This window comes from Sporocytophaga sp., from assembly GCF_017745095.1.
GTDB lineage: Bacteria > Bacteroidota > Bacteroidia > Cytophagales > Cytophagaceae > Sporocytophaga.
Window position 1 is genome coordinate 424,712 of record NZ_JAGHZZ010000002.1, and the last position, 18,901, is coordinate 443,612.

Annotated in this window: 20 protein-coding genes; 2 read left to right on the plus strand and 18 right to left on the minus strand. The window is 34.7% G+C overall.

Annotation, left to right across the window (positions count from 1 at the left end):
• Positions 1-56: 56 nt before the first annotated feature.
• Positions 57-665: a ribonuclease HII gene (locus J7604_RS04600; protein WP_293891747.1), complete on the minus strand. Its 609-nt coding sequence runs from the start codon at positions 663-665 to the stop codon at positions 57-59.
• 106 nt (positions 666-771) lie between these two features.
• On the opposite strand from J7604_RS04600, the gene J7604_RS04605 reads away from it, so the two are divergent.
• Positions 772-1,320, plus strand: coding sequence for an NUDIX hydrolase (locus tag J7604_RS04605; protein ID WP_293891750.1), 549 nt, complete (start codon positions 772-774; stop codon positions 1,318-1,320).
• Between the two features lie 84 nt (positions 1,321-1,404).
• On the opposite strand, the gene J7604_RS04610 is transcribed toward J7604_RS04605, so the two are convergent.
• The 4 genes from J7604_RS04610 to J7604_RS04625 are packed head-to-tail and all read right to left on the minus strand — an operon-like array spanning position 1,405 to position 6,922.
• A complete protein-coding gene (locus J7604_RS04610) occupies positions 1,405-2,844 on the minus strand; it encodes a LysM peptidoglycan-binding domain-containing protein (protein WP_293891753.1) in 1,440 nt (479 codons plus the stop codon).
• Between the two features lie 16 nt (positions 2,845-2,860).
• Positions 2,861-4,183: an RIP metalloprotease RseP gene (rseP, locus tag J7604_RS04615; RefSeq protein WP_293891756.1), complete on the minus strand. Its 1,323-nt coding sequence runs from the start codon at positions 4,181-4,183 to the stop codon at positions 2,861-2,863.
• A 58-nt stretch (positions 4,184-4,241) separates the two neighbouring features.
• Complete coding sequence (locus tag J7604_RS04620) at positions 4,242-5,408, minus strand: 1-deoxy-D-xylulose-5-phosphate reductoisomerase (RefSeq protein ID WP_293891759.1); 1,167 nt, start codon at positions 5,406-5,408, stop codon at positions 4,242-4,244.
• Positions 5,409-5,422: 14 nt separating this feature from the next.
• Positions 5,423-6,922: a GH3 auxin-responsive promoter family protein gene (locus J7604_RS04625; protein WP_293891762.1), complete on the minus strand. Its 1,500-nt coding sequence runs from the start codon at positions 6,920-6,922 to the stop codon at positions 5,423-5,425.
• Positions 6,923-7,061: 139 nt separating this feature from the next.
• Here J7604_RS04625 and J7604_RS04630 point away from each other — a divergent pair, with 139 nt between their 5' ends.
• Positions 7,062-8,471 (plus strand): trypsin-like peptidase domain-containing protein, encoded by a 1,410-nt coding sequence (locus J7604_RS04630; RefSeq protein WP_293891765.1) that lies wholly within the window; start codon positions 7,062-7,064, stop codon positions 8,469-8,471.
• A gap of 86 nt (positions 8,472-8,557) precedes the next feature.
• Here the strand turns inward: J7604_RS04630 and J7604_RS04635 are convergent, their stop codons facing one another.
• The 13 genes from J7604_RS04635 to J7604_RS04695 all read right to left on the minus strand — a co-directional run bounded on the left by J7604_RS04635 (position 8,558) and on the right by J7604_RS04695 (position 18,634).
• A complete protein-coding gene (locus tag J7604_RS04635) occupies positions 8,558-9,328 on the minus strand; it encodes a hypothetical protein (RefSeq protein WP_293891768.1) in 771 nt (256 codons plus the stop codon).
• A gap of 9 nt (positions 9,329-9,337) precedes the next feature.
• Positions 9,338-9,979, minus strand: a complete 642-nt coding sequence (locus tag J7604_RS04640; protein ID WP_293891771.1) for a hypothetical protein — start codon at positions 9,977-9,979, stop codon at positions 9,338-9,340.
• A 7-nt stretch (positions 9,980-9,986) separates the two neighbouring features.
• Positions 9,987-10,565: a sigma-70 family RNA polymerase sigma factor gene (locus J7604_RS04645; protein WP_293891774.1), complete on the minus strand. Its 579-nt coding sequence runs from the start codon at positions 10,563-10,565 to the stop codon at positions 9,987-9,989.
• A 103-nt stretch (positions 10,566-10,668) separates the two neighbouring features.
• Complete coding sequence (locus tag J7604_RS04650; RefSeq protein ID WP_293891777.1) at positions 10,669-11,343, minus strand: DNRLRE domain-containing protein; 675 nt, start codon at positions 11,341-11,343, stop codon at positions 10,669-10,671.
• Positions 11,344-11,468: 125 nt separating this feature from the next.
• Positions 11,469-11,813, minus strand: a complete 345-nt coding sequence (locus J7604_RS04655) for a hypothetical protein (RefSeq protein WP_293891780.1) — start codon at positions 11,811-11,813, stop codon at positions 11,469-11,471.
• On the minus strand, positions 11,804-12,148 hold the full coding sequence (locus J7604_RS04660; RefSeq protein ID WP_293891783.1) for a hypothetical protein: 345 nt from the start codon (positions 12,146-12,148) through the stop codon (positions 11,804-11,806). Before J7604_RS04660 ends, J7604_RS04655 begins: the two co-directional genes overlap by 10 nt.
• Positions 12,149-12,157: 9 nt before the next feature.
• On the minus strand, positions 12,158-12,898 hold the full coding sequence (locus J7604_RS04665) for a DNRLRE domain-containing protein (RefSeq protein ID WP_293891786.1): 741 nt from the start codon (positions 12,896-12,898) through the stop codon (positions 12,158-12,160).
• Positions 12,899-13,013: 115 nt separating this feature from the next.
• Positions 13,014-13,757 (minus strand): DNRLRE domain-containing protein, encoded by a 744-nt coding sequence (locus J7604_RS04670; RefSeq protein ID WP_293891789.1) that lies wholly within the window; start codon positions 13,755-13,757, stop codon positions 13,014-13,016.
• Between the two features lie 32 nt (positions 13,758-13,789).
• A complete protein-coding gene (locus tag J7604_RS04675) occupies positions 13,790-14,470 on the minus strand; it encodes a DNRLRE domain-containing protein (protein ID WP_293891792.1) in 681 nt (226 codons plus the stop codon).
• Positions 14,471-14,495: 25 nt separating this feature from the next.
• Positions 14,496-15,266: a DNRLRE domain-containing protein gene (locus tag J7604_RS04680; RefSeq protein WP_293891795.1), complete on the minus strand. Its 771-nt coding sequence runs from the start codon at positions 15,264-15,266 to the stop codon at positions 14,496-14,498.
• Positions 15,263-15,952 carry a DNRLRE domain-containing protein gene (locus J7604_RS04685; RefSeq protein WP_293891798.1) on the minus strand — a complete coding sequence of 230 codons (690 nt, stop codon included), beginning with the start codon at positions 15,950-15,952 and terminating at the stop codon, positions 15,263-15,265. Before J7604_RS04685 ends, J7604_RS04680 begins: the two co-directional genes overlap by 4 nt.
• 117 nt (positions 15,953-16,069) lie before the next feature.
• Positions 16,070-17,317, minus strand: coding sequence for a T9SS type A sorting domain-containing protein (locus J7604_RS04690; RefSeq protein ID WP_293891801.1), 1,248 nt, complete (start codon positions 17,315-17,317; stop codon positions 16,070-16,072).
• A gap of 66 nt (positions 17,318-17,383) precedes the next feature.
• Positions 17,384-18,634 carry a T9SS type A sorting domain-containing protein gene (locus J7604_RS04695; RefSeq protein ID WP_293891804.1) on the minus strand — a complete coding sequence of 417 codons (1,251 nt, stop codon included), beginning with the start codon at positions 18,632-18,634 and terminating at the stop codon, positions 17,384-17,386.
• Positions 18,635-18,901: the final 267 nt, after the last annotated feature.

Sequence of the window (18,901 nt, forward strand, 5' to 3'; positions counted from 1 at the left end):
TACGATTTTTTATCTTGTGTTTAAAATGCTTGATAATATTGCCTGTCAGTGAATGGTCAAAATAAGTTCAATTGAGAATCGGCGCTTGATTTATCAAGTTTAAAAGAAAGTCTGTGAAATGGAGATAATCCATTCAGGAAAATTGCTTCTCTGTGTTTCGGAGTTCCATATCCCATATTGTTTTCCCAATCATAAACAGGAAATTTTGAAGCAAGTTTAACCATAAGATCATCACGATAGGTTTTAGCCAGCACCGAAGCAGCAGCGATGCTCAGATATTTTGCATCTCCTTCAACTATACAGTGGTGACTGGTTTTTTTGTAGGGCTTAAACCTATTGCCATCAATCAGAAGAAGCTCAGGCTTGGTTTTAAGTTTTCCAATAGCCTTGTGCATGGCAAGAAATGAAGCATTCAGAATATTGATTTCATCAATGACAGTATGTGAAACTTCAGCTATTGCCCAAGAAATTGCATCACGTTTTATTTCTTCGCGCAAAAGCTCCCTTTGCTTTTTAGAAAGCTGTTTAGAATCATTGAGTACAGGATGATGGTAATCTTTAGGCAAAATTACGCTGGCAGCAACAACGGGCCCGGCAAGGCAGCCTCTTCCCGCTTCATCAACCCCTGCTTCCACTAAGTCTTCAGTATGGTAGGATTTCAGCATCAATAACAAATTGCTATTATAAATGTAAGGAATAATAATGACTCTCTGAAATCCTTCTTTTAATTATATTATGCTAAATTTATCCACAAATACAAATTCAGAACATATGGAACTAACTCAAAACCCGTGGAAAACAGTTTCTTCCAGGCCTATTTATGACAATCCATGGATTTCTGTCCGAGAAGATCAGGTAATTAATCCAAAAGGAGGAAATGGTATTTACGGGGTAGTAACTTTTAAGAATATAGCCATCGGAATTATCCCGGTGGATGATGAGGGTTATACCTACCTTGTAGGTCAATTTAGATATACACTAAACGAATACTCCTGGGAAATTCCTGAAGGAGGCGGACCAATAGGCATTGACCCGCTTGATTCTGCAAAAAGAGAACTCAAAGAAGAAACAGGTTTTACCGCTGATAAATGGACAAATATCTGCACTATCCATACTTCAAATAGTGTCACATCTGAAGTTGGATATTTATATCTTGCTCAAGGTCTGAAAGATGGGGAAAGTGAGCCTGAAGATACTGAAGAATTGCAGGTAAAGAGGGTTCACCTGAAAGACGCAGTGGAAATGGTGATGAACAATGAAATTACTGACAGCTTAAGTATAGCAGGTATTTTAAAGGCGGCAAGAATTTTGAATATCTGAAGAAAATTCTGAATGAGTCTACTCAAATAAAAAAGGCTGATTCTATGTAGGAATCAGCCTTTTTTTTATTTTCTTACCATTACTTTATTTCTGATCCGGAGCAGGAAGTTCGGATAATATTCTCTCTGCTATTTTAGGGCAATTATCTGCTACGATTTGGTAGACGTAGTTAGAATTGGAATTATAGTGTGTCTTAAATTTGTTTCCAGCAACTTGCTTTCCTTCACTGTCATATATAGAGAAATGAGTGGTAAAACTTCTCTCGAAATTTAAAGCAGCCCTGTCCAAACAATGCTCGTAGTCTGTTTTAACCTCAAACTGATTAATAAAGACATAATAGTCTACACTGTATTTGGAGTTAAAGTAATCAAAGAAATCCTGAGGATTTTTGATCTTTACTCCGAAATAGCTTCCATAGTCTTCAGGCACATCGTATTTTTTCTCATTTTGGGGAATCAGCTTTTCTTTCTGTTTCTCGATCCAGTTCTTAGTTGATTTTGCTTTTGCTTCTTTTACTTCCTGCTGTTGAACGTTAACAGTCGTAACAGATTCCTGGTATGCATAGCTCACTGAGCTATAGATTTTATTTAAATCACCTATTGAATCTTTGGCTTTCCCGCCTACCAGGTATATCATTTCATACCCCGGCTTATCTAATAAAGCATTTAATCTTCTTCTGAATACCTGACGTACTTTTGTGCGTGGCATATTAGACTTTGCTGCAATTTCATCGTCTGCATCACTGAAATACAAATAAGGGTCAAATGGAATGACAAGGATTTGCTTCATCTCCGGATCATATCTGTATTGTTCAGGAGCACTGGTTGGCCAAGCTGTAGCTGCATTATTTGACTGTTCGTTTGTGCTGGCAGCCATGGGTTGTGGCTTGGCAGATTTTTCTGCTGGAGTAGTTTTTTCTGCAACAGCAATTTGTTTTACAGGTTCTTTTGTTTCTGCAGCAGGAGCAGGCTTTGCAGACTGAGCATTAGTCGTGTTCACTGTAGGTGTAGTTTTAGGCTGCTCTGTAGTTATGCTTTGCTTCACAGGTTCCGACTTAGGAGTTGCATTATGGGCAATCGTCGATGAAGCATTTTGCTGACTTTTATAACCTACAACAATCTCCTGACCGGCTTTAAGTTCCATGCCATTCCATTTCAGAAGGTCATTCATGGGGATGTTATATTTTTTGGAAATCCCGAATAACGTTTCACCAGCTGCCACTTTATGTACTATAGCATCTTCACTTTTTCTAATCTGTTGAACAATCTCAGGGTTATAAGGAATATTAATGATTTGACCGACTTTCAAACCATTTTCCAACTGAGGATTGATTTCCATCAGATCATTAACCGAAACACCATATTTTGTAGAAATACCATATATAGTTTCGCCCGGAGAGACCAGATATTTTACATGGAGCTTGTCGTCTATTTTGACGACTCCAAGAGAATCAAGCGGGGATGAAAAAACAGGAGTATTTCCCAACAAGAACAACAGGCAAACCTGAAAAAACCTTTTAGTCATACTGGCTAAGTAAAATTTATTGAAACTTTTTAAATATGTCATTGCCAAAGGCAAATACCATTAAAGACAATAGAATGACCATTCCCACTTTCTGAGCCACTTCAAGAAATTTGTCTGATGGCTTTCTACCTGAAACTATTTCATAAGTAAGAAACATTACGTGTCCCCCGTCCAATGCAGGTATTGGAAGGAAATTCATAAATGCTAGGACCATAGAAAGTAAACCTGTCATAAACCAGAATCTCTGCCAGATCCATTGACTTCCAAATTTCGAAGCAATACCAATCGGGCCGCTAACAGATTTGCTTAAAGGAACTTCTCTTTTAAATATCTTCCCAAAACCTCTCACAGTATTGGTAATTACTGCAAAAGCTTCAGTTGTGCCTTTAGGAATAGACTGCATAAAAGTATAATAGTCAGTTTTGGTCTCCAGAAGCATTTTAGGCTGGAATCCGATCTTTCCTTCTTTTGATACTTCTGGTTTTAAAGTCAATAACTTTCCATCTCTTTCCACAACAACTTCAGCCCTTTTATTCTTCAATGTTTCCAATTTGGCTGTCAACTCATGAAAATATCTTATTGAATCTCCATTAATAGAAATGATCTTGTCATTTGGCTTAAGGCCAGCCTTTGCAGCATTAGATCCGTCTTCAACGGCTTCTACACCGAATGGAGTGATCGCTGAAATGAAATTGTTTTTATCTTCTGAAAGTTTGCCGGCAATATTGCTTGGTATTTTAATAGTAACTAAAGAATCGCCTCTTTTTACGGTATAAAAGTTATTGTCGGTTAAAAAAACATCTGCATTGATAACATCTTCAGGAAATTTTTCATAAGGTTTTCCATTAACATTGATGATTTTATCACCTGTTTTTAATCCGATCTCGCGGCCTAATTCATGAGCAACTATACCATTTTTGTTGATTTCAGAAGCAGGAAAATATTCTGAACCATATACATATGTAGCTACAATGAAAATAATTATACCAACAACAACATTGACAATGATTCCACCCATCATCACGATTAATCTTTGCCAGGCTGGCTTAGCTCTAAATTCGTAAGGTTTTGGTTCTTCCGATAGCTCTTTTGTATCAAGCGACTCATCGACCATCCCGGAGATTTTTACAAAACCACCTAGCGGTACTGCTCCAAAAGAATATTCTGTTTCACCTTTTTTAAATCCGAAAATTTTTGGAGGAAAACCAATCGAAAATTTTTCGACACGCATTCCGAAATATTTAGCAGCAAACATGTGCCCTGCTTCGTGAACTCCCACCAAAATAGAAAGTGCCAGCAAAAGCTGACCAACCATAATTAAAATGCCTAATACATCCATTATCTCTAAGTTCCTTTAAACAATAGTAATCAATAAATATGAAAAATATAAGTAAAATTTATACTTTATAAAGCTTTCTTTTAGCAAGCTGTCTGGTTTCAAGATCAGTCTGTACAAAATCTTCATAGGTAGGCCTGCAAATAAATGGAATACTGGCCATACAATCTTCTACAACATCAGGAATATCCAGGAAGTTTATTTTATCTGCCAAAAATTCCTGAACTGCAATTTCATTAGCAGCATTCAAAATACAAGCCATATTGCCTCCTTTTTCCATTGCTTCATAAGCTAGCTTTAAATTTTTGAATGTGTCCATGTCTGGCTTTTCAAAAGTCAGAGTAGGGTAATCAAGAAAATTGAATCTTGGAAAATCTGAAGAGAGTCGTTCTGGATAAGCAAGTGCATATTGAATCGGCAATTTCATATCTGGCAGTCCCATCTGGGCCTTCATAGAGCCGTCATTAAACTGAACAAGAGAATGAATGATAGACTGAGGGTGCACAATTACTTCAATTTGTGAAGCTTCTAGACCAAACAGCCACTTTGCTTCAATCACCTCCAGCCCTTTATTCATCAATGAGGCAGAGTCTATAGTTATTTTTGCTCCCATGCTCCAATTAGGGTGCTTTAAGGCATCTTGTCTGGTCACATTTTTAAGAAAATCCAATGATTTTCCGCGAAATGGTCCTCCTGAAGCTGTGAGAATTATCTTTTCGATTTTTGTATATTCCTCTCCAGCGAGACATTGAAAAATAGCTGAATGTTCTGAATCAACGGGATAGATATTTACCTTACTTATCTTAGCAGCATGTGTAACTAACTCACCGGCAACTACAAGAGTTTCTTTGTTTGCCAATGCTATGTCTTTTCCAGCAGCAATTGCCTTCAATGTCGGTAATAAGCCTGAGTATCCCACCATCGCTGTTAATACCAGGTCTATTCTTTCAGACTGGACCACATCAGCAAGTGCGTCTTTACCGCAATATACCTTGATATTCGAAGGTTCCAGGGCAGATTTCACTTTTTGGAAATGTTCTGCATTCCCAATTACTATCGTTTCAGGTAAAAATTCAAGCCCCTGACGTATAAGTAATTCTGCATTATTTTCTGCAGAAAGAACATCTATTTTAAATTTATCATGATGGGCTCTGACAACATCCAGAGCTTGTGTTCCGATAGAACCTGTGGATCCTAATATTGCAATATGCTTTTTTAAAATACCCATGAAATCTGTAAAATTTACACTTGCTTAAATTGTTCTATCTGGTCTGCAATCTTGCGATCATTAGCCAGTCTTGGAAGTTTGTTTTGACCACCAAGCTTTCCTATTGATTTCATGTAATCTATAAATGCACCTTTTTTCATTGGAGTGATTTCCAGTTTTCTTAAAATATTTCCGGAAATCAAATCGTCATAGTATGTGTTTAGCCTAACCATCTCAGCATCCAGGTCTTCTCTGAAAGCATTGATATCGTTAGGATATTTATTAAATTCTATAAACCATTGATGATATGGAAGCCCTTCTTTTGGAGTTACCTGGGGCGCTACTGTAAACTCTATAACCTCTGTTTCTGGATGTTTCGAGACAGCAAATTTTAATGCTTTTTCAACTTCCTCTCCTATCACATGTTCTCCAAATGCAGAAATGAAATGTTTAATCCTGCCGGTGACAACGATTCTGTATGGATCTTTGGAAACGAATTTAATCATATCTCCGATTGAGTACCCCCACAGACCTGCATTTGTATTCATTATCAATGCATAATTAACGCCCAACTGCACTTCATCAATATTTAATCTGGTAGGATTTTCATTAAAATACTCATCTGCCGGAATAAATTCATAGAAAATACCGCTGTTAAGCAATAACAAAAGCTGATTGCTATCTTGTTGGTCCTGAAAAGCGATAAAGCCTTCAGATGCAGGATAAGTCTCTATAGAATCTATCTTTTTCCCAATTGATTCAAATAATTTGGCTTTGTATGGTTCAAAATTAACACCACCATAAACAAACAAAGAAAAATCAGGGAATACGTCTTTGATTTTCTTACCTGTTTTAGCAGTAATACGATCAAAATACATTTGCACCCATGGTGGAATACCCGAGATAAGAGTCATTCTCTGATCTATGGTTTCTTCAATGATTGTATCAAGCTTTTCTTCCCAATCTTCGATGCAGTTAGTTTCATAACTGGGTTTTTGATTGGTTCTCAGGTAGCCAGGAACATGATGATTCACAATACCAGAAAGTCTGCCTACATGGATGCCGTTTTTCATTTCCATTTCAGGACTTCCGGAAAGGAAAATTAATTTTCCATCAAGAAAAAGTGATTTACCTGTATTGTAAACATAGTTTAACAAAGCATCTCTTGCTCCGCTGATATGATAAGGAATGGATTCTTTGCTGATTGGGATGTATTTAATACCACTGGTAGTGCCGGAGGTTTTGGCGAAATAAAGAGGTTTGCCCGGCCAAAGTATATCCGGCTCTCCATCTACAACCTTCTCAATATAAGACTTTAACTCCTCATAATCTCTTACAGGTACCCTTTTTTTAAAGTCCTCATAAGATTTTATTGCAGCAAAATCATGGTCTTTACCAAATGCAGTATGTTTTGCGTTATCGATTAGGTATTTAAAGACTTTCTGCTGAGTTCCTGACGGATCGGATGCCCACTTTTTTTGTTTTGATACTACAAAATTAGCGAATGGCTTACTTAATATTGCTCTGATTCCCATATACGTGTCTCTACAAATTTAATAAATAAGAGCAATTATCCTTGTTAAATATTCCTATGTTCCAATTTTAGAAGAAACTTCTTCAAAAAATTGCAGGAATTTTATAATTTTTCGGTCCTAGTTGCGTCAGTTTATTATTATGAAAAAGTTTATACCAATAATTTTTATTGGGTTCGCTTCGGGCTTAGCGGGCTCATATACTTTCGGATTGTTTCAGGAGAATGAACCCATTATTGTTCAAGCCTCTAATCCAGCAAATAATGTTTTTGCCAACTACAAATCTCAGGAAACTATAAATATGACCGGAGATTTTGTAGCAGCTTCTGCGCAAAGTACCCCTTCTGTGGTATTTATTCAAACGGTGGGAACTAGTACCCAAACCTCCTGGTTTGACTGGTACTTCAATGGTAATAGTCAGGTTGCCAGCTCCGGTTCGGGAGTGATCTTTTCTGACAACGGTTATATCATTACCAACAATCATGTCATTGAAAAGGCTGATAAAATTGAAGTAATTCATGAACGAAAAACTTATCAGGCAAAAGTGGTTGGTACCGATCCAAGTACAGATCTGGCGATTCTTAAAGTAGAAGCAGAAGGACTTCCGGCAGTTAAAATTGGTAATTCTAAAAATCTTCAAATTGGAGAATGGGTACTCGCTGTGGGAAATCCATTTAATCTGACTTCCACAGTAACTGCGGGAATCGTAAGTGCGAAAGCTAGAAATATTAATGTAGTGAACAGCCAGTTTCCTCTGGAATCTTTTATACAGACTGATGCAGCTATTAATCCGGGTAATAGTGGTGGAGCACTTGTAAACTCAAGAGGTGAATTGGTAGGAATAAATACAGCCATACTTTCTAAGACTGGTTCTTATACAGGATATGGATTTGCAGTTCCTGTTGATATTGTGGTTAAAGTGGTAAAGGATCTTATAAAATATGGATGTGTCCAAAAAGCTTTTATAGGAGCAGAAGTTTCTGAAGTCAATACCTCTGTGGCAGACAAGTATCATTTAAAAGATTTGTCTGGAGTAATTGTAACCTATCTTCAAAAGGAAGGTGCTGCTGAAAAAATTGGTTTAAAAAAAGGTGATATTATTTTAAAACTGAATGATGTTCCAGTCAATACCAGAAGTGAATTTGAAGAATTGCTTGCATACCATAATCCGGGAGACAAAATAAAGATTACTTTTAAAAGTGACTCTAAACAGGCTGATGAATTTGTAACACTTACCAACCGGGAAGGAACTACAGGGATGCTGGTAAAACAAGTTACCATTTCTCAGAACCTAGGAGCTTCATTTGAGACTGTTTCAAAAGTTGAAAGAGACAAGCTTGGTATCGCAAACGGAGTTAAGATATCCGGAATTAAAAATGGGCTCATTGCAAGAATGGGATTACCTGAAGGTTTTATCATCACTTCTATCAACAAGGTTGCGATCAATTCTCCTGAAGAGTTGATTGAAATATTAGAAAAGATAAAAGGAAGGGTTATGATTGAAGGGTTATCCTCAAATGGTGCAAAAAGCTACTATAACTTTTACTTTTAAACAGGTAGAATAAGTTAATTAATAAAAAAGCTGATGACAACTTCATCAGCTTTTTTTATCTTAAAAATAAATAAATGCTAGCCCTGTCAAAATGCATACGAAACTCCCATTTCAGCTGAGAATAGATTTCTTTGTTGAATATATGGTGTTTTACTTTTTGTTACTGTAGTAATATTGCCCCTGTATCCTGGCTCAACAATGAGCTGCAGCCTTTCTGAAAGATTGTATCCAAAGCGTAATCCAACACCTAGGCTGAATACATAAGTTTTAAAATTATCAGTTTTTATAGGAATTACAGATTTAAAATTTTTTGTTGAAATAATTTTACCTTCTGCTTCCATTAATCTGCTAACAATTCCATATCCTTGAATGATACAGCTCAGCTTTCCATTTCCGAGCTTATACCCTGCTGCCAGAGATACATCCAGATAATTATAATGGTTTATCAGATCAAAATGGTCTAAAGAATCATTGGCAACAAATCCTTCACGTATTGAAGTAAACGCAAGTCCTGGAGTTATGTATATTTTTTTCTTTTTGAAAGTAAGATTCAGTCCAACCCTATAGCTGAGCAAAGGATCAATGGCTTTTTTTTGATTTGTCAGAAAATCCTTGCAGTCCTGACATACATCATAGTAACTCGTATAATATACTGGGGCTCCATAAACTGTTAAAAATCTTGAATTACCTTGTGGTTCATCAATATATACTTCTTTCCTGATAATATAATCTGCTTTCTTAATAATGACAGTATCAACTTCTTCTTCCGTGGAGAGATTAGTTGAATCTTTCTGAGCAAAAGATAATCCGGCAACAAATAAAAATACAATAGAAATTAAAAATGACTTTATATACATGCCAATAGCTTAATACTTTCTTTTGGGTCTTCTTTTACTCAGCGTATCAATAACAACAATAGTATCCTGTTTAGTAATGTAAACTATTCTTTTATTCTTAACATTTTTTTTCTTTTGTTGCTCAGGCTGACTTAAATCAGTTAATGTAGGATTATCTATCTTTATTGATTGTTGCAATTTTTCCTTATTCCCCACTGTGTCCTGATTAATGCCTTGAGGAGTAATTGGATTTAAATTTTCGTTATTTTTATTTCCAGTTAAATCTTTAGTTTTTATTACTGATTTAGACTTAACCTTTTCTTCTGATACTTTTTGTGATGCTAACGCTTTGTCTTCTTTAATTATTTGCTTTAATCCTGTTTTATCTTCTTTATGAAATGTCGGATATTCAATTATCCCTTTTTCTCCTGCAACAACTGTCTGAGTTTTAACATTTCTTCCAGATAGAGTATAAATCAATGACAAAGCTGAAAATAAAAAACATAGAACAATCAGAGAACAATAATAGATATTGAAATTAACAAAAGAAAATCTGAAAAAATTTAACCTGGGAAGAGCTAGGTCTACTGCAGACCATTCATCTTCATCCGGCTGAATTTCATAATTTTCAAGCCCTTGTCTAAATATATTTTCTATACTACTTTTTTCCATTTCAAATTCACCTTTCCGAAGAATTTACCCATCGTTTGCCAGACAGGTTGATCAGATAATCCTTTAACAACTTTTTCGCTCTGAACAGTCTGGTTCTCGAAGTCTTTTCATCCAGAGACAATAATTGAGCGATATCTGCATGAGAATGATTTTCTATGCAGAACAGGTTAAATACCAATTTGTATTGCTCAGGTAAGCTATTCAAAGCTTTCATTAAATCTTCAGAAGTATATTCTGAATATATTTCTTCAACTTCTTCTTCCTGCTCCAATCCTATCTCTTTTGAATTCATCAGAGAGATATCTTCCACTGCATATTTATTTTTACTCTTTTTATAATGAGAAATAGCTGTATTGATCATTATTCTTTTAATCCAACCTTCAAAGCTGCCCTTTCCGTTATATGATTTGATGTTTGAAAATACTTTTATAAATCCCTCCTGCATCAGATCTTTTGCCTCTTCCTCATTAGCTGAATATCGTACACATAAAGCTTTCATTTTAGGTGCATATGCTTTGTATAGAGCATTTTGAGCAACTGAATTATACTCTTTACAACCTTTAATTATGTCTGCTTCCTTCAGCATCAGTTTTCTGATTCCGGATTATTTTAGTATGATATTAATACTAAAATAATTTAATTACCTGAAATAAAAAACATTTGCAGGCTCAAAGAATAACCTTCATTGTCTATTTTTCATAACTTATTGCTAATTCAGGATGTAAATTTTGATTTGGGTGATCTGAGGAACAGTACCTCATATTTTTCATTGTTTGTTCAGGTAACATTTCAAAATAATCCCGTTTCATAAAAATCAAAAAACCAAAATAATACTGAGGTTTCTCATATTGCTTTTGTACCAGCTTTGTAATATCTATGTTACAGGAATAATCCGGATTATTGGATGGAAAATCAGTACGAAATTCACCTGAGGATAACAATCGATCATCTATATCCATACTGTCTTCCTTCCATGGTTGTGTCACCCCCTGAATCCCAAACAAATTTGGATTAATTTTCTCCTCAGGAGTAAAATTATTAAAACCTGGTGCTGTGGTGTCGGCATAAAGAGTAAGTATAGCTTTATCAATCTTTGCTCCTTCAGGAATCCTGGATAAATCAAAATCGAGATAGCCAACATCTATATATACCTGCCTTTTATTCTTCTTATAATAGCCCGTGAGGAAAGGATCATTACCGAAATAAACTCCACCATATATACTGGTCACAGCGTCTTTGCCTTCAGCTCCAGGTTTGAGATTTAATATCTTTTTCTTTATCTCTATCGCACAATATGGATCAGAGCATCCTGCAAGCAAAAACAGAGTAGAGATTATAATACAATGTGATATCAAGGACTTCATATAATTCTTAATATTCAATTTCATATTCTACGTACAATTCAGTTCAAAGATCACCCTTCTGGTGATCCCCAAAACAGACTCTGATCGAATCACCTTAATTCATTTAGTTAATGTATTCTTTTCCTCTATTCTTCATAACTTATAGTTAATTCCGGATGTAAATTTTGATTTGGATGATCAGAGGAACAGTATCTCATATTTTTCATTGTTTCTATTGGTTCCATATTCAACCCTCCACTTTTAAGAAAAATAAGATATCCGAAATAGACTTTAGGATTCTGAAATTGCTTCTGTACCAGTCTGGTGATGTCAATGTTGCAAGAAAAGTCAGGATTGTTGTATGGAAAATTAGTACGATTATCTCCAGAAGACAATACTTGATCATCAATATCAAAGCTGTCTTCCTTCCAGGGCTCTATTAATGATTGAATAGCAAATTTATCCGGGTTAATTTTTTCTTCTAAAGACATATATTAAATCCAGGAGCGGAAGTATCTGCATAAAGGGTCAGAATAGCCTTATTAATCTTTGCTCCTTCAGGAATTTTATACAAATCAAAATCGATATAACAATAATCTATATAAATCTGCAAACCATCTGTTTCATAGTAACCGGTCAGAAATGGATCATCGCCAAAATTAATCTCTCCAAAAATTCCTCCATAAGAACTTATCGCTAAATCTTTACCTTCAGCACCAGGCTTTAGTTTCACAACATATTGTTCAATCAAGCAATAAGGATGTGAACAACCTGCAAAAAGAAACAGAATAAAAACTATAATGCTATTTATACTCAAAAGCTTCATAAAAAAACTTTATTGTTCAATTTCAAATTCGACATACAATTGCGGCCTCAATTCACTATTCTGATGGTCAGAAGTGCAAAATCTGATGAATCCTTCCCACATTGTGTGATAAATAATATCAATTACTAAACCATGCACATTAGGATCCTGCTTTACCTTCTCATCTACATAACTGGTCACATCTATAAGAAAAGCCTGATCATTTCTTTCCGCACCATTAAAAATCTCCAATGCCTCTATTGAAGCTTCAGGCTGGTTTATCCATGTTATGTCTTTTTCAGTCCAAGTATTAGTCACTATATTGATCTCCCAGGGCAAGTAATCGGCCTCGTAATGCCCTTTGGGAAGATAACCTTCATCAATTTGATTTACAGTATCTGCAAAAAGCTTAAGTGTAGCTTTTTTGATTTTGGCATCTGAAGGAATCAGATTAGGAAGATCAAAGTCTATATAACCTTTTTCTATATACCTATTTCTATCTTTGCGCCAAAGCACAGCATTAAGAGTCTTGCTATTTTCAAAATTTGTTTCAGGAAAATAGGAAGAAACGATTGCATCTTTCCCTTCTTTTCCCGGTTGAAGTGTTATACTTTTTAAGATAATCTGCTTCCCTGGATTTTTATTTATTATCTCTTCACAAATCGGGTGAGAACAGCTTAGTGGCAAAATAATACTTACAATAAAAAGTGCCTTTTCAATTATATCTAGTGTTCTACAAGCAACTATTCTAGACTTGGATGGACTTAACATAAATATAAAAGAGTAATTGGCAATAATTTCATTTTACCAAAATACTAATTTTATCATTCATAATCAATGATCAGCTTTGGGTGAAAGCTGCTATCAGGAGAATCAGGTGGATGGTTCATCTTTCATATTCAATATGCAGTTCAGGCCATAGTTCTTTATTCTGATGATCAGAGGAACAAAATCTGATCGTACTATTAGCAATAACAGAGGGGCCATAATCAAAATAAAATGTTACCCCATACACACCCGGTTCCCGATTTACTTTCTTTATTGCATATTCCGTTACATCTATATTTATAGCTTGAGAGGCAATTTCAGGTCCATTCAATACTGCAAATTCTTTGTCTGTTTGGGGTCGATTAAACCAACTTATATTAAGCTCATCCCAAAATGTTGATATTATACTAACCTTCCATTGCTTACCTGAAGCATAATAATGTCCTATGGGACGTAAGCCACTGCCAAGAGCATTAACTGTATCTGCAAAGAGTTTCAGAGTTGCTTTTTTAACTTTAGCTTTAGAAGGAATTGCTTCAGCTAAATCAAAGTCAATATATCCTCTTTCAATAAATTGATTTGGAACCCCACCCAACTGAGTACAACTAATAGTTTTGCCATTTCCAAAATTCTCTACTGGATAATAAGTAGACACAACAGCATCTTTACCCTCCTTGCCCGACTTTAGTATCATGTTATATATTCGTATTTTTTCAGTAGTATCTTTCGGGGTGATATCTTCACAAATTGGATGTGCGCAACTCCATGAAAATAATATCCATACAATAAAAAGCAGACTTATAATAGCTTTTTTAATGCTAATGTTAGCAATACCATATTTCTTAATATTTAAATTAAACATTGGTAATTTTAAAAAAACTTAAAAAAAAATTCTTATTCATAATTAATAATCAACTCTGGATGAAGCTTGCTATCCGGGTGATCAGATGAGCAGTAATTAACAAGGTTATCATTTTGATCATCTACCGGAACAATTATAAATCCATAGTAATTATTAGATCTTTTAAGTTTCTTCTCTATTAATTTCTTTACATTAATACTACATGATAAGGTAGAATCAATCGGAGGAAACAAAATCTTAATTTCTCCGGAAGTTAATGGTTCAGTTCCACTTTCTTTGCCGTATAGTCTGATATGTTCATCCCAAGGTCTGATTACTGCTCTAAGCGACCATCCGTTAGATTTAAAAACATTAATTAGACCAACACGATGAAAGTGATAATCATTTGAATCAATAAATAATCTTAAAGTCGCGTCCAGTATTTTTGCATCAGATGGCAAAGAATCAAGATTAAACTCAATAAAACTATTCTCTGCAACTGTCTTCCCTGCTTCTTCATACAACACCATAAGAGAACTTGTATCTCCCAGATTTTTTCCATATTGGGCAGACATTGAAAGAGCGTCTTTCCCTTCTGCTCCTGGCTTAAGAATCAAACTTTTTTTTGGAGGTCTAATTTCCTCTTCAGGACAAAATGGATGTACACAACCGATAAGAATAATACAAGCCAATAGAATAGCTCTTTGTATAACTAATGAATTAAAAAGCTTCAACCAATTAATATTATTAATAACAACCCTACATTTCATATTCAACCCAAAGCTCTGGTCTTAATTCTTTTTGCTCACAATCAGAAGAGCAAAAAATTACGCTCTGATAAGCATTTTCTGATCTGAGCCTGATCATAAAACCATGATATCCTTCCACACCTTCGTACTCTTGCTTTATATATTCTGTAACATCTATAGTATAACCCTGAGAAGAAAATTCGGGAGCGGACAAATTTAAAACGTCTGTTTCAGAAGTCACCGGCTGATCAAACCATGTGATTGTTGATTCATCCCATGGATTTAATACTCTGCATAACTGCCAGTTATTTTTCAAATCAAAATTTCCATTATTTACGTTTGAATGCCCTGTATTTCCATAATAACTTTTCACGGTATCCGCAAATAATTTCAGATGAGCACTAGTTATTCTTACACCTTTCGGCAAATATTTTTCCAGATTAAAATCAATAAATCCTCTTTCAGTATAAGATAGTCCGTTTTCCTTCCAGGACAAGGCGTTCAGATCCCTTCTATCACCAAAATTCTTTTCTGGATCATAATGGGAAACTTGTGCATCTTTACCTTCACGTCCTGGTTTTATGATTATATTCGATGGCAATAAAGTCCTAGTAGAACCACCATTCTCACGTGGTACACATTCAGGATGTGAGCAACTCATCATTACCAGATTCCAGATTAAGACTAGTGTTACCCCCAATACTCTATTCGAATTACTTCTTATCATTGAATGAAGTAAGCAATACTTTGAAATATCTAAAGGTCCTTTCCTTTTTATCATCTATATACTATAGTTAACTGAGGACGAAGTTGAGGATAGCTATAATCGGAAGAACAAAAACTGATTTTCCGTGTAGATTTTTCTTCTTTAAGCTTTAATAAAAAACCATAAGAACTTCCTTTGAATCTGAATTGATTGGTTATAGCCTCCGTTACATCAACTTCATATGCCTGATTGAATGAGGTAGAAGAAGGAAGTTCAATAGGTGATGTTGAGCTTGTAGAGGGCACATTAAACCAACTAACAGTATTCTCTTCCCATGGAGAGATAACTTTTTCCAATATCCAGGCATTTGACGTGTTATATCCTGAAGTACCAGACACGGAATGTCCTGTATAACCTGCGACATTTACAACAGTATCAGCAAATAGCTTCATTTGGGCATAAAGTATATCTGCATCACCAGGAAGAGCAGAAAGGTCAAAATCAATATATGCTCTTTCTACATATGGAACCCTATCGACACTGGCTGCAATCGCATTTAAGAGTTGTCCATCACCATTATTATTTTCGGGATAATATGAAGTTACTATTGCATCTTTACCTTCTGGTCCAGGCTTGATAATAATAGTATCCACCACCATACCGGTAGGCCCCCTCCCCATAGGATCTAGATCTGACTTACATCCGACTGTCAAAAATGTTAATACAAAAAGTAGAAAATGAAATTGTAGAAATGATTTCATATTAAATGTTTGAATGAAAGAAACCTTAGAATTTTTAGCGTAAAAATCAGGATCGGATAATTTAAGAATTCAGAATTTCCCTTCTTGATAATGCCTATTTATAAACTTCTATTTATGCTAATTAACAATGATTTTTCCCGAGGCTTTGACGACATTATTTTGCTCAAGCTGATAGAAATACAGCCCATTCTTTAAAAGATGATTGAATTCAACATCTGTATTATTAATTAAAACTTCCTGCATCTTATTTCCCTTTTGATCAAAAACGCTCAATGTCGCATTATTCATTTGGGAAAAAATATGTAAAATATTATTTTCCATCACAGGATTAGGAAATATATTAAACACATCCCTTGATTGTTCTTTTGTGACCTGCAGGATATCCGGGATGGCTTTGACTAGTATCGTGCGATATCCATCAACCTGTGTAGAGCATACCATGATAACTTCATCATCAGGAGTCACTTCAACTGAACGAACAAAATTTGCCAATGCAGGCTTTTCATATTCCCGATTGATGTTTCCATAAAAGTCAATCTTCGTCACACCTGATTTCCCATTTCTAAAATATCCTCCTTCCAGTTGATATATATAAAGCCAATTTCCGGTTGCCAGGCTTCCTTCTATAAATTCAGAAACCTTTTTTGTCCACAATGTATCCAGTTCATTATTCAGAGCTATGAGCCGGCCTTGAAGTGTAGTTGCAATATAACCCTGGTAAGTTTTATGCAGTCCAACTATATCATCGTTTATATAAAATTGCTTTGTTTTAATTATTTCACCTGAAGGATTGTACTTTGTAAATTCAATCGGATCTGTTCCTTGCTCATTTATTCTATGAAGGCCAACTATAAAGCCATCTGGTACAGCTAATGGTTTGGTAATATTCTTGCAATCCGGAATAAAATTACTCCAGATTTCCTGACCATCAATACTAAGTTTCAAAATTTTAGCATCGTAATTACCGGATTTACCTGAGACAATGAATTGTCCCTGATTATCCTGAATAAAGTCTCCACCAGGCTTATAAATAGGATCTAATAGATCTCCGTTAAAATTAAATCTTTTTAATTGATTCTGATCCCAAATGAAAATTTCGTCATTGGCAGAAACGAAGGATCCAGAATACCATGGTAAGACATCTGTTGTTTCTTTCCTAAAATAAATTTCTCCGAAAGAATTTATTTTTATAAATTCTACTTTAAGTTCATCACGATAATTGTAATAATAATTTATAGCCAACATATCGCCAGTACTAGAGATATGGACTTTATAAAATAGCTCTTTGAAGTATTTTTCAAATGACTGAGCCCTAAGTGATATACTTAAAGTTATTAGAACCAGAAGCGAAAAAAACGATTTCATACTTTTTACAATTTATATGAATCTACATATTCTTAAATAATAATATAATTCATATTTTATTAAAATTCAATTCACTATAATTTTTCCGGAGGTTTGAATTGCATTGTTCTGATAAATCTGATAGAAATACAATCCTTTGCTTAAAGAATGTTCAACGTCTACATCCTGATTATCTATTAATACTTCACGTACCTTATTTCCTCTTTGATCAAAGATCATTAATGCCCCATTTGCAAATTCAGAAGTGATATGAATTGAATTACTCTCAGAAACAGGATTAGGGTATAACTTGATTGTCTGAGATAATTTTTCTGTATTACTCAAAATCACATTCAATTGAGGTTTAATTAATATTGTTCTAAAGTTATTTACATGTGTTGAACATGACATGATAACCTGATCATCATTAGTAACAGTAACATTACGAACGAAACTTCCAAGATCTTCCGGTCTTTCATATTGCCATATAACATTTCCATTAAAATCTACCTTAGTAACTCCTGAACCTGCAATCCCAGCCCCTTCTTGCAATTGATAGAAATAAATTCCATTCTCATTACTCTGACTTCCTTCTATCATTGAAGTCATTTCTTTTGACCACAAGGTATCCAGATCCATGTTAAGTGAAATAAGCCTTCCATTCCACGTTGTCGCAATAAATCCGTTGGGACTTTTATGCAAGGCCACGAGGTCTTCATTAATAGTGTACTGTTTTTTATTTACAACTTCTCCATTGCTGCTGTATGTAATGAATTCTATAGGATTGGTTTCCTGAGCATTTATTCTATGCACACCTATGATATACCCATCCTGAATTTCCAATGGTGCTGTCATGTTCTTAGTGTCGGCAATAAAATTATCCCATATCACTTCCCCGTTTTTGTTAAGCTTTATAAAATTAGAATCATGAAGCCCTTGTCTGGAAACAATGAATTGGTTTAAACTATCTATAATAAATAATCCTCCATTCTGAGTGTAGACAGTTTCCAACAATTCTCCATCAAAATTAAATTTTTTATAAGCTCCTGGAGAATTGGTGTAAATGACAATCTCATCCTTAGCTGTGACATATGATGCTGAATAAAATGGCAATACTTCTGTTGTCTCTTTTCTTAAAATAATTTCTCCTGCAGAATTTATTTTAAGAAATTCCACCTTCATTTCATCTCGATAATTGAAATAATAATGAATCGTCAGCATTTCTCCTTTACTGGAAACGTGTACTTTACCAAACAATTCCTTAAAATTTTGTATAGTCTGTGCCTTCACAAAAAGGCAAAAAAATAAAAGTGTGAGTGTTCCCCAAAAATTTTTCATTCGATTTACAATGTTTACCTATTAGACTTCAAAAGTGAAAATCGTTCCCATAAACACTTCAATGAATCTAATTTCGTGCAAAATTAAATTGACATTTTTTAAAACATATATTTGCAATTGAATTTGAAATACTAAAAATCAATAGGTTCCATAAAAAACCATAAATTTAGGCCCTCAGTTTTTTATTTTTTTAGAAAAAAAAACGAACTTAGATTTAAGTGACGGTTAAAGAAGCTCCTTTCAAGGTTTAATTTCATCAAAACTAAC

Bases quoted from the DNA above. Each gene is read 5' to 3' on its own strand.
- J7604_RS04600 (WP_293891747.1), bottom strand. From the start codon at position 665: ATGCTGAAATCCTACCATACTGAAGACTTAGTGGAAGCAGGGGTTGAT.
- J7604_RS04605 (WP_293891750.1), top strand. From the start codon at position 772: ATGGAACTAACTCAAAACCCGTGGAAAACAGTTTCTTCCAGGCCTATT.
- J7604_RS04610 (WP_293891753.1), bottom strand. From the start codon at position 2,844: ATGACTAAAAGGTTTTTTCAGGTTTGCCTGTTGTTCTTGTTGGGAAAT.
- rseP (WP_293891756.1), bottom strand. From the start codon at position 4,183: ATGGATGTATTAGGCATTTTAATTATGGTTGGTCAGCTTTTGCTGGCA.
- J7604_RS04620 (WP_293891759.1), bottom strand. From the start codon at position 5,408: ATGGGTATTTTAAAAAAGCATATTGCAATATTAGGATCCACAGGTTCT.
- J7604_RS04625 (WP_293891762.1), bottom strand. From the start codon at position 6,922: ATGGGAATCAGAGCAATATTAAGTAAGCCATTCGCTAATTTTGTAGTA.
- J7604_RS04630 (WP_293891765.1), top strand. From the start codon at position 7,062: ATGAAAAAGTTTATACCAATAATTTTTATTGGGTTCGCTTCGGGCTTA.
- J7604_RS04635 (WP_293891768.1), bottom strand. From the start codon at position 9,328: ATGTATATAAAGTCATTTTTAATTTCTATTGTATTTTTATTTGTTGCC.
- J7604_RS04640 (WP_293891771.1), bottom strand. From the start codon at position 9,979: ATGGAAAAAAGTAGTATAGAAAATATATTTAGACAAGGGCTTGAAAAT.
- J7604_RS04645 (WP_293891774.1), bottom strand. From the start codon at position 10,565: ATGCTGAAGGAAGCAGACATAATTAAAGGTTGTAAAGAGTATAATTCA.
- J7604_RS04650 (WP_293891777.1), bottom strand. From the start codon at position 11,343: ATGAAGTCCTTGATATCACATTGTATTATAATCTCTACTCTGTTTTTG.
- J7604_RS04655 (WP_293891780.1), bottom strand. From the start codon at position 11,813: ATGTCTTTAGAAGAAAAAATTAACCCGGATAAATTTGCTATTCAATCA.
- J7604_RS04660 (WP_293891783.1), bottom strand. From the start codon at position 12,148: ATGAAGCTTTTGAGTATAAATAGCATTATAGTTTTTATTCTGTTTCTT.
- J7604_RS04665 (WP_293891786.1), bottom strand. From the start codon at position 12,898: ATGTTAAGTCCATCCAAGTCTAGAATAGTTGCTTGTAGAACACTAGAT.
- J7604_RS04670 (WP_293891789.1), bottom strand. From the start codon at position 13,757: ATGTTTAATTTAAATATTAAGAAATATGGTATTGCTAACATTAGCATT.
- J7604_RS04680 (WP_293891795.1), bottom strand. From the start codon at position 15,266: ATGATAAAAAGGAAAGGACCTTTAGATATTTCAAAGTATTGCTTACTT.
- J7604_RS04685 (WP_293891798.1), bottom strand. From the start codon at position 15,952: ATGAAATCATTTCTACAATTTCATTTTCTACTTTTTGTATTAACATTT.
- J7604_RS04690 (WP_293891801.1), bottom strand. From the start codon at position 17,317: ATGAAATCGTTTTTTTCGCTTCTGGTTCTAATAACTTTAAGTATATCA.
- J7604_RS04695 (WP_293891804.1), bottom strand. From the start codon at position 18,634: ATGAAAAATTTTTGGGGAACACTCACACTTTTATTTTTTTGCCTTTTT.